The sequence below is a fragment of the Planktothrix paucivesiculata PCC 9631 genome, assembly GCF_900009265.2.
GTDB classification, from domain to species: Bacteria; Cyanobacteriota; Cyanobacteriia; order Cyanobacteriales; family Microcoleaceae; genus Planktothrix; species Planktothrix paucivesiculata.
On record NZ_LR735017.1, the window covers coordinates 24124 to 35583 of the forward strand.

At 37.8% G+C, this 11460-nt stretch carries 6 protein-coding genes and 1 pseudogene; 3 read left to right on the forward strand and 4 right to left on the reverse strand.

Annotated elements, in window-relative coordinates; translation table 11 throughout:
- Window positions 1-38: 38 nt before the first annotated feature.
- A complete protein-coding gene (alaS, locus tag PL9631_RS14000; RefSeq protein ID WP_083621241.1) occupies window positions 39-2669 on the reverse strand; it encodes an alanine--tRNA ligase in 2631 nt (876 codons plus the stop codon).
- A 41-nt stretch (window positions 2670-2710) separates the two neighbouring features.
- Between alaS and PL9631_RS14005 the strand changes: the two genes are divergently transcribed.
- Complete coding sequence (locus tag PL9631_RS14005; protein ID WP_083621243.1) at window positions 2711-4183, forward strand: DUF3370 domain-containing protein; 1473 nt, start codon at window positions 2711-2713, stop codon at window positions 4181-4183.
- 68 nt (window positions 4184-4251) lie between these two features.
- On the opposite strand, the gene PL9631_RS14010 is transcribed toward PL9631_RS14005, so the two are convergent.
- A complete protein-coding gene (locus tag PL9631_RS14010; protein WP_083621244.1) occupies window positions 4252-4866 on the reverse strand; it encodes a Uma2 family endonuclease in 615 nt (204 codons plus the stop codon).
- Between the two features lie 209 nt (window positions 4867-5075).
- Between PL9631_RS14010 and PL9631_RS14015 the strand changes: the two genes are divergently transcribed.
- Together PL9631_RS14015 and PL9631_RS14020 are read left to right on the forward strand one after the other, a co-directional pair.
- The gene (locus PL9631_RS14015) at window positions 5076-5744 is read left to right on the forward strand and encodes a hypothetical protein (protein ID WP_083621246.1); all 669 of its coding nucleotides are present in this window, start codon (window positions 5076-5078) and stop codon (window positions 5742-5744) included.
- Window positions 5745-5979: 235 nt separating this feature from the next.
- A complete protein-coding gene (locus PL9631_RS14020) occupies window positions 5980-6660 on the forward strand; it encodes a hypothetical protein (protein ID WP_083621247.1) in 681 nt (226 codons plus the stop codon).
- A gap of 18 nt (window positions 6661-6678) precedes the next feature.
- On the opposite strand, the gene PL9631_RS14025 is transcribed toward PL9631_RS14020, so the two are convergent.
- Entirely contained in the window at window positions 6679-7998 is a 1320-nt protein-coding gene (locus tag PL9631_RS14025) for a YncE family protein (RefSeq protein ID WP_083621248.1), read from the reverse strand.
- A 188-nt stretch (window positions 7999-8186) separates the two neighbouring features.
- Window positions 8187-11460 (reverse strand): annotated as a pseudogene (locus PL9631_RS26165) (hypothetical protein); the annotation flags it as partial.

Consider the following 11460-nt stretch of genomic DNA (forward strand, 5'->3'; position numbering starts at 1 on the left):
CGTTCAGAAACCCGGTTTCTGCGTAAGTCCTATTTAACTTATTTCAACCCATCAATTAACTGGATTTTTGCACTCTCTAACGCTTCTTTTAACTGCGTTGCATCCCGTCCGCCAGCTTGTGCTAAATTCGGACGTCCGCCGCCTCCACCGCCGCAAATTTTGGCAATACCACCGATAAATTTACCCGCTTGTAAGCCTTTATTATTAACAGCTTTACTGAACGCCGCCACAAAATTAACCTTACCATCGGTTGTGGCTGAACCCAAGACAACGGCACTTTCTCCTAACTTTTGTTGTAGCCTTTCTGCGGCGGTTTTTAATGATTCTGCATCCGCATCATGGAGTTCTGCTACAATTAATTTAAACTCACCAATGGTTTCAGCCGTGATTAATAATTGTTGGGAATTGGCGATCGCTAATTCGGCTTTAACGCCTTCTAATTGTTTCTGAGTAGTTTTTAACTCCTGTTGTAAATTGGTAATGCGTTCGGGAAGTTCTTCGGGTTTAGCTTTAAAGCGATCGCCTAATTCCTTAACCACCGTATCCCGTACTTTCAAATACTCTAAAACTGATTGTCCTGCTACCGCTTCAATGCGTCGAATTCCTGATGCAATACCCGTTTCCGAAATAATCTTAAATAGACCAATTTCGGCGGTATTACTAACATGAATTCCCCCGCATAATTCCATCGAAACTCCCGAATAATCAACCACCCGCACAATATCAGAATATTTCTCTCCAAACATAGCAGTAGCACCTTTCGCTTTAGCAGCTTCTATAGCCATTTCCGCTATCACCGCCGGATGTGCTTCGGTGATCCAACTATTAACTTGATCTTCAATTTGTTGAATTTCTTCAGAGGTTAACCCCTTGGGAGAATTAAAATCAAATCGTAAACGCTCAAAATCAACTAAAGAACCCGCTTGAGAAATAGAGGAATCTACTATTAATTTTAACGCTGATTGTAACAAATGGGTTGCGGTATGATTAGCTTGGGCACGACGACGACAGGCGCGATCAATTTGGGCAGTTAATATCATTCCTGGGGTAACTATTCCCCGTTCAATGCGTCCGAAATGGATGAAAATATTGGATTCTTTTTTAACATCTTCGATCCGAATAACGGTATCACCATAACTTAAATAACCGCGATCGCCAATTTGTCCCCCAGACTCGGCATAGAAAGGCGTTTTATTCAAAATCACTTGAATTTCTGTTCCCGCTTCTGCTTCCTCAACAGGTTTTCCATTAACTAAAACCGCTTCAACTTTAGCATCAGAAGTTAACAAAGTATAGCCTAAAAATTCCGTGGGGTGAATATGTTCTGCTAATTGATCTAAACTTCCTTGAACAGTTAAATCAATGGTTTCATGGGCATCTTGAGAACGGCGACGTTGTTCTTCCATAGCCGTTTCAAAGCCTTTAATATCAACGGTTAACCCATTTTCTTCGGCAATTTCTTGGGTTAATTCTAGGGGGAAACCGTAGGTGTCATATAAGACAAACGCATCCTGGCCAGAAATTTGACCCTTCGCCTTTTCCATAATTTCTGCTAACAGTTTTTCACCCCGTTCTAAAGTTTCTAAAAACCGGGTTTCTTCCCTCTGTAATTCCCCTTTAATTGCGCTTTCCCGTTGACGCACATTAGGATAAACAGCTTCTGATAATTGCATGGCAGTTTCAGCTACCAAGGTTGTAAATTCCCCACTAATTCCAATTAACCGACCATGACGAACTACCCGCCGAATTAAGCGCCGAACAATATAACCCCGGCCAATATTAGAAGCGGTGACTCCATCGGCAATTAAATGCACAACCGCCCGAATATGATCCCCAATAACTTTGAGGGAAACCTTAGTTTTATCATCGGATTTGTGATAGTCTATTTGGGCAATTTCCGCCGCCGTTTTAATAATAGGAAAAATTAGATCGGTTTCGTAATTATTAGGAACTTGCTGTAAAATTTGCGCCATTCTTTCTAACCCCATACCCGTATCAATATTTTTGTTTTGTAAAGGGGTTAAATTGCCATCTGCATCTCGGTTATATTGCATGAAAACTAAGTTATAAAACTCAATAAACCGAGTATCATCTTCTAAATCAATATTTTCCTCGCCACGTTCGGGGTGAAAATCATAATAAATTTCTGAACAGGGGCCACAGGGGCCAGTGGGGCCAGATTTCCAGAAGTTGTCCGCTTCTCCCATGCGTTTAATGCGTTGGGGAGATACCCCAATTTCGTCGCGCCAGATGGCAAAGGCTTCGTCATCTTCCTCGAACACACTCACCACTAAACGTTCTGGAGGTAACTCAAAAACTTTTGTAGAAATTTCCCATCCCCAAGCGATCGCTTGTTGTTTAAAATAGTCTCCAAAGCTGAAATTGCCCAACATTTCAAAAAAAGTGTGATGTCTGGCCGTTCTGCCCACATTTTCAATATCATTAGTACGGATACATTTTTGGGAGGTGGTGGCGCGGGGAAATTCGGGTTGTCGCTGTCCTAGAAATATCGGTTTAAAGGGTAGCATCCCCGCAATGGTTAACAAAACCGTCGGGTCTTCAGGAACTAGGGAAGCACTGGGCAGAATTTTATGCCCTTTTTCGGCATAGAAGTTCAGAAACTTTTGCCGAATTTCGCTGCCTGTGGAATACTGGGGAAAAAAAGTCATAATACTCACGGTAAAAAAATTAGACCAACCTTTCAGAATAAATGAAAGATCAAATATTACATCGGATAATTCCTATTTTAGTTGTTAGTTTGTCTGCGGTGGGGGGTGCGGTCGGAGGAATTTGTTTTCGGCAAACTGTCATTGTTGAACGGTTTCCTACCCTTCTGCCTCGGTTGCCCTTTGCCAATGCCTTGCCACCCCAAGAAATTATTGCCCAAAATGAAGTTCGCCCCTTACCTGGGAAACTGGATGAGGTGTTAATGTTTAATAGCAATAGTCCAGAATGGGTGAAACAGGAAGGAATTTTACTTTCAACCTTTCCGGGGGGCTGGCGGGGTGATCCCGAAGCTCATTTGGAATATCGTTTAACTGGAGAATTTGAGGTATTTACCCATCATTTTACCCACACTCCACCGGATTTAAAAACCTTGTATTTGGGGTTAATCGTTCATAATCCTGATTCTGAACCTGTCACCGTGGAAGTGTTATCCGGGGCGAGTTATTTATTGGAGCCAGATGCTCCCTTTAAAGAGAAACCAGCCATGAGTGATAATTCCAAGGGTGAGATTTATTCCGGGCCAGGAATTCGGGCGGTGGATGAGGTGTTAAGGGGAAAACGGCAATCGGAATTTCCGAAAACCCTGGAAATTGGCCCTGGGGAAAGTCAAATGTTAATGAGTTTACCGATTCCGGTTAAGGGGTTAGAGCGTCCGGTGAATGGACGTTCTAGCTTGATGCGGTTAAAAGTCCGAGGCAAAACCGATGATTCTGCTCTGGCTTCTATTTACTTAGCGAGTTTAGCCCAATTTGCGAAGATAGAACCTGATGGTAAGGAGCGATCGCCAACTTTAGAAGAATGGCAACAGTTACTTGATGAAGGTAGTCTAGCACAACCTCGCGATAAAATGCCAACCCCTCCAGAACAAACGGCTGGTCAGTTAATTTATAGTCGGGTGGCGGGGATTCAGCAAGGGGCAAAATGGGAAGCAGATTTAGTGGATGAGGGCAAAGATTTTCTCACTATTCCTAATCAGGGAAAGGGGATTTCTTTTCCGATTAGTACCGTCCGGGCGGGAACATTAGGCACAAAACAAGTGCAGGCGGCGCCGTTAATTGTTCGTTATCCTGATACCGCATATCAATCCCATGGCAATTATGGTGTACATTATGATTTACAGATTCCCTTATTCAATGCAACTGATGAAACTCAAACGGTAACAGTAACTTTAGAAACGCCTTTTAAGGAAGAAAAGTTATCAAAAAATGGATTAATTTTTCAACAACCTCCCTTAAATTTTCCGTTTTTTCGGGGTACGGTTAGATTAAGATATGAAGATGAACAGGGAAAAACCGTAACTAAATATTTGCATTTATGGCATCGTCGGGGGCAAATTGTTGATCCTTTAATTAAACTCAAATTAAACCCAAAATCCTCCCGGTTTGTTAGAGTTGATTTTCGTTATCCTCCCGATGCCACACCCCCCCAAGTTGTGACCATCAAAACTTTAAATTAACTTGGGTTTGTTGTTGGGCTTCAGCCCTCTTTTCTTGGGGTTTTGTCGGAAGTCCTATTCCTATTTTATTAAATAACTCCAGCTTGAAATATTTGTTCAGCCGTTAAACTTAACTCTGGAAAAACGCCGGATTGAATACACTCATTTTCTCGAAATTGAGTAACTTGGTATTCTCCATCGACTAAAAAGTAAACAGAAATAGTCGGTTTTTTGGGATTACCAATCAATTTACGAGCACCGAGGGCCAGATAATCTACAATCCAATATTCAACAATTCCAATATCTTCGTATTCCCCATATTTTTTATAATAATCATCCCGCCAATTAGTGCTAACGACTTCAATCACTAAGGGAATAGACTTACCCAAACTTACAGTAGATTCTTTCTTCCAAAAAGGTTCATTCACCAAATTAGAACGATCTAATAATAAGATATCGGGCGAATAAGCCGACTCACTCGAAGCTGATTTAACCAGTGCCGTTTTCGGAATAGAATAAGAAAGATGGAGACGTACATATTCTAAAGTCAATTTTTCAGCTAAAAAACCCACAATATCTTCATATTCTCCCGTCGGTTGTGGCATTTCAATAATTGCGCCGACCTGGAGTTCATAGCGTTTGTTGTCCGGTTTCCACTGGATAAATTCAGAAAAATTTGTTGGTTTTGGTAAGGATTGAACCATAATTTATATCAATTGTAAGAAATCTGAGTTAGTAGTGATTTTAAAAAATAATAAGCATCTATATTCTAGCAAAAAATCGACCAGGTTAAAAAGGGGTAAGGTGGGAGCGTCCTTGCTGCCTTGCCGTGATAGGTTAAAATAGGTAATATTAAAATAAGTGTTAGCTGATGCCTGCACTCCGCTTACACACCCTAGAATTGAGGTGAATTATGGAATCTGTTATTAAACTTTCGGCCCTGAATACCAGTGTAATCGAAATTCGCTTAATTGAAGGTCGGGATGAGGCGTATATTCTGGCGAATGAAGATTATTTTTCCTTAGTGACGGGGAAAAAAACTAATATTTCTTCTGGCTTACAAGAAGGGGTTAATTTATTAAACTTGATGATTAAGACCTATCCGCTTATAGAACGAATTCGCAGAGGGTTATTTAATCAAGATTGGTGTGGACGTTTTGAACTTTATATTGATGGAAAATTACGGGGAACCTATAATCAAAATGGCGGTGTGTTTCTGGGTTCTCGTGAATATACCGTTGCTAAAATTGAACTCAATATTGAAATTGATGAGCCCACCCCAACTCCTCAGCCCACCCCAACTCCTGATCTCCCCAAACAACTTTTAAGTATTATAAACAGCTTACAAAAAATTCCGGGTATGACTCCTACCCATTTCCAAGATTTAAAATATTCAACCCCCTACATTATATTAGAGAATAATATAAAAATCAATGTTTGGAAAAACTTAGCAGAAGTTGATCATGTGTTTTTGATTGACTCGGCGGAAAAATGTTGTTTTGCGGGTTATGTGGGATGGGTTCATCGTAAAAAATTCTATCAAACGTTACAGCAAATTCGGAATGATTTTTCTGGGGTTTAAAGAGCGATCGCCTTTAATCTCATCTAATCCGAGAACCAATCTCAACCCAAAGTTGGAATTTTCAAACAAAACATTACAATACTTAAGCTGAAGACTTACCTTTTCCTGATAATTTCTTTCAGGGCGTGACCTCCGTTTTCTCTCCCTTGCCGTGATAGGTTAAAATAGGTAATATTATAATAAGTGTTAGCTAATGCCTGCACTGCGCTTACACACCCTAGAATTGAGGTAAATTATGGAATCTGTTATTAAACTTTCGGCCCTGAATCCCCGTTCAATCGAAATTCGCTTAATTGAAGGTCGGGATGAGGCGTGTATTTGGGTGAATGAAGATTATTTTTCCTTAGTGACGGGGCAAAAACTTAATATTTCTTCTACTTCTAGCTTACAAGAAGGGGTTAATTTATTAAACTTGATGATTAAGACCTATCCGCTTAAAGAACGAATTATCAGAGGGTTATTTGGTCAAGATTGGTGTGGACGTTTTGAACTTTATATTGATGGAAAGTTACGAGGAACCTATAATCAAAATGGCGGTGAGCTTATGGGTTCTGGTAAATATACCGTGGCTAAAATTGAACTCAATATTGAAATCAAAAAACCTGATCTTGATGATGATGACATCAAAAAACCTGATGATGACATCAAAAAACAACTGTCAAGTATTATAAACAGATTACAAAAAATTCGGGGTATGAATCCTACCCATTTCCAAAATGTAGGATATTCAACCCCCTACATTATATTAGAGAATAATATAAAAATCAATGTTTGGAAAAACTTAGTAGAAGTTGATCATGTGTTTTTGATTGACCCGGAGGGAAATTGTGTTTTTGCGGGTTATGTGGCATGGGTTCGTCGTAAAAAATTCTATCGAGCTTTACAGCAAATTCGGAATGATTTCCCTAATATTTAATTAGCGATCGCTTAACATCTATTCATCCTGTAAAACTATCAAACTTCCTGTATAACACGCCACCCAAACCTGATTTGTTTCGGGATCAAAGGTAATCCCAATCGGGTTTAAATCCACCGTAATATTTTCAATAATTTCCATGGTTTCGGTGCGAACTTTACTCACCGTATGGGAATAATAGTTGACTACATATAAATATTGATTATCTCCCGATAAAACCATACTGCGAGGCGCACTTCCGGTAAATATTTTGGTAATAATTTCTCCTGTTTTTGTATCAATTTTTGCCACATGATCATCTCCGTTAAGTGTCACATACAAATATTTTCCCGAAGTATCTAATACTAAATGACGCGGATATAATCCCACATTATCCATCCAATTAACCGTATAATCTTCTAAATTAACTACCGCAATATCGGAAGTTCCCATCACCGCAATATAAGCTATTTTTGAATTAGGATCAATTGCAATTCCCCGGGGAAATTGACCTAACGGAATCCGTTTAATTTCCCGGTTAGATTGGCTATCAATAATACTTAAATCTCCCGAACACCAATTACTAACTAAAACCCAACGATTATTAGGAGAAACCGCTACAAATTTAGGTACAGAACCCACTTTAATTAGATTTGTAATATCTAAAGTTTGGGTATTAATTTTATAGATAAAACTGGAATCAAATTGATCAGAAGGTTCACAGGTATCATAACCAGGGTTCGTAAATTCTGAACCAAACATTTCATAATTGCTGACATAGGCGGTGTTTCCATCGGAAGAAAAAGCCACTTCCACCGGAGAACCTTTATATTGAGGATCTTTAAATTGGGGATAACCATAATCCTTTAATTTAACTTTATCCTGAATTTTTTTAATTAAATTAAACTGACGATCATAAACATTAATAGTATGTTCATACATCATATTTTGGACAAAAAACAACCCCTTTCCTGAATAAACAACGGATTTGGGTGTTAAATCTCCTTTAATTCTTTTCTGAAGTTTTAATTTTGAATTTAAACTTTCATCTGTTGGCTTTAAAGTTTCAACTTGATGGTCGGGATAAAAGGTTTTATTTAATTGTGGATTTGTGTTTTTATTTATATTATGATTAATTTTAACAGCTTGATTATTTTGTGTTGAACTCGCTTGACTAAAGGTAACTAGAGATAGAACTAACAACAGTAAGGAACCTGTTATAAAACCCAATGTATGCTTTTTATTCCAACTTTTTTGAGGAAATTTGGAATCTAAAATCTGTTCCTGAACAGAGGTTTTTTCCGCCTTAATCGGTTGTTGCTGAACAGTATCCTGTTCTGATTCAAGTCCTTTACTCATCTTTCCTCACACCTAATGATCTGAATTTGATTAGGGAATTTCCCCCTCACCCGGTTTCGTCGGGTTAGTTGAATAGTTTAACATTTCTTGACAATTTAGGCGAAGGCTAAAATTCAAAAGTTTAGGATAATCAATAGAATATTATCCTAAACAATCACTTGCGTACTCTGCTTTATGGTTTTAATCGTTTAAATAAAATCACCACTATCCAAATTAGTAGCTGTAATTTTTTGTAAAATTGCTAGATAGTTTCCATTAGAATTAAGTTGAATAATTGTATCCTGACTCCATTGATTTTGTCCTTGAGTAATCTTTAATTGTTCAAAGGTTAAACCTAGAGGTAATTCAATTTTATCTTCTGTTAGTTTAAAATCCGTAATTATATCCACTTGATTCAGAAGTTTTATTTCCAAATTATTACCAATTACAAACGCATCATTTCCGATATATCCGGTTAAGGTATCGGCGTCTTCGCCTCCATCTAAGCGATCATTTCCGAAGTCTCCAAATAGTTTATCATTTCCTTCTTTTCCATATAAACGATCATTTCCGTCTCCTCCAAATAGAATATCATCTCCTATTCCTCCATCAATAAAATCCGTTCTATTTCCCCCAATAAGTACATCATTTCCGGCTTCTCCCATCAGACCATCAGCACCTTTTTGACCTAAAATTAGATCATTTCCCCCCTGACCCATTAACTCATCATTTCCGTCTCGTCCATAGATAACATCATCAATTTCTGATCCTTGAATTTGATTATCGTGATCAGTTAAACCGATAATATTGTCTGCATATAAATTGAGTTCTTCGCCTATATTATCGTTGTCTTCTATATTAAATATTATCTGTTTTTCTAAGGCGTTATATCGACTATCTTCACTCTTAGCAATATGATTAATAGATAGGGTTTGTTCGCCTTCTATTGCTTGATCTTCGATCCCTTCTACGGTAATAATTTGGGGAATATTCCAATTATTGGGAGTAAAGGTAATAGTTTGCTGATTGGCTTTTACTTGTTCATCATAATTGATCGCGATCGCAACATCAGCCGTCGGTTCACTTTCTAAGACTACTTTATAGATATCAAACCCAAATCCCTCCCAAACTTCTGTGGTGTTGACGGGTTGAATTAAACGGATATTAGCTGTTCCAGGGGGTAAGGGTTTGTCATTTTCAGTAATATTAACGGTCAGAAAAGAAGTTTCTACTTGATCAATAAAAATGGGAGTTTTGCTATTATAATTATTATCAGAACTACTGATAGAATGTACTAGAGTGCTAGTATGAATTTCATCCTCAACTATGCTATCATCAATAGCACTAATATTCACTAATTGGGGAAGATTCCAATTGTCCGGGGTAAAGGTTAATGTAATCGGGCTATCTTGTCCATTTCCTAAGTCAGTTTGACTATCAGATTTAATCGTGAGGGTAACATTTGCTGTCGGTTGACTGGTTAGAATGACTTCATAAAAATCGGTGATTCCCGCTTCACTTACGTCCGTACTTTCTTGACTTTGATTGATTAGAACGGAGGCGGTATCATTATCATTAATGGTGGTGGTAACATCGGGGAGTGTCACCTGAAGGTATTGGGGATCGGTGGTATTGACGGTATGGCGAATTGTGATCGTTTGGGAAGATTCTGCGATCGCATCATCAACGGTTTTCACTTCAATTGTTTGGGGTTGATTCCAATTATTTTGGTCAAAAGTTAGGGATGAAATGGGTTGTAATTGGTTTTCTGTTTCAAAATTAATAATCACAGGATTATTAGGTTTCGCGCTTAAACCTATTTGATAGGTCGCATTTTCTTCGCCTTCTGTTAAAGTCAGATTAGTAGGATTAATCGAAATTTCTGCGAGAGAATCATTGTCCTCAATTTCCACAAAAACCGAATTGATTGTTAATCCGTTATAATTAGTTTCAGGACTGGTGATTTGATGAGTAATAGTTGTATCGCGATCGCCTTGTAATTCTTGATCATCTACCACCTCTACCAGCACTGTTTGAGCAATATTCCAATTATCTTTATCAAAAACAATATCTGGAATCGGTTCGATTTGTTCATCAGTATTAAAACTAATTGTAATCGGTTCTATCGGTTCGGTTGTTAAAATGATAGAATAATTATTATTACCTCCTTCTACAATTTTTAAAATATTTGGATCAATTAAAATATTAGCTGTATCATCATCAACATTAGTAATAGCAATATTTTGGTCTGCTAACTCAGCATATTGACTATCCCTACTTTCAGCTACACTAGCAATAATAGAATAACTAATATCTCCATCTTGAATATCATCATCGACTCCGGTAACGGTAACGAGTTGAGAGGTACTCCAGTTAGTAGAATTAAAGGTAATATTGTTAGTTGATAATGTTCCTTCAGTGGTGTCATTATTAGTTAGACTAATTAGAACATCTGATGTGGGTTGGGAATTTAAACCGATGTTGAAAGTAGCAGTTTCTAGGGTTTCTGATGTGAGGGTGTCTAAAAGGTTAATATTAATTCCGATGGTATCGTCATCTTGATTAATAAAACTTAGGGTTTCAGGAGGTAAACTACTATATTGGCTGTTACTATTTTTAGCTACACTAGCAATAATAGAATAAGAGATATCTCCATCTTGAATATCATCATCGACTCCGGTAACGGTAACAAGTTGAGAGGTACTCCAGTTAGTGGAATTAAAGGTAATATTGTTAGTTGATAATGTTCCTTCAGTGGTGTCATTATTAGTTAGACTAATTAGAACATCTGATGTGGGTTGGGAATTTAAAGCGATGTTGAAAGTAGCGGTTTCTAGGGTTTCTGAGGTGAGGGTGTCTAAAAGGTTAATATTAATCCCGATGGTATCGTCATCTTGATTAATAAAACTTAGGGTTTCAGGAGGTAAACTACTATATTGGCTGTTACTATTTTCAGCTACACTAGCAATAATAGAATAAGAGATATCTCCATCTTGAATATCATCATCGACTCCGGTAACGGTAACAAGTTGAGAGGTACTCCAGTTAGTGGAATTAAAGGTAATATTGTTAGTTGATAATGTTCCTTCAGTGGTGTCATTATTAGTTAGACTAATTAGAACATCTGATGTGGGTTGGGAATTTAAACCGATGTTGAAAGTAGCAGTTTCTAGGGTTTCTGATGTGAGGGTGTCTAAAAGGTTAATATTAATTCCGATGGTATCGTCATCTTGATTAATAAAACTTAGGGTTTCAGGAGGTAAACTACTATATTGGCTGTTACTATTTTTAGCTACACTAGCAATAATAGAATAAGAGATATCTCCATCTTGAATATCATCATCGACTCCGGTAACGGTAACAAGTTGAGAGGTACTCCAGTTAGTGGAATTAAAGGTAATATTGTTAGTTGATAATGTTCCTTCAGTGGTGTCATTATTAGTTAGACTAATTAGAACATCTGATGTGGGTTGGGAATTTAAA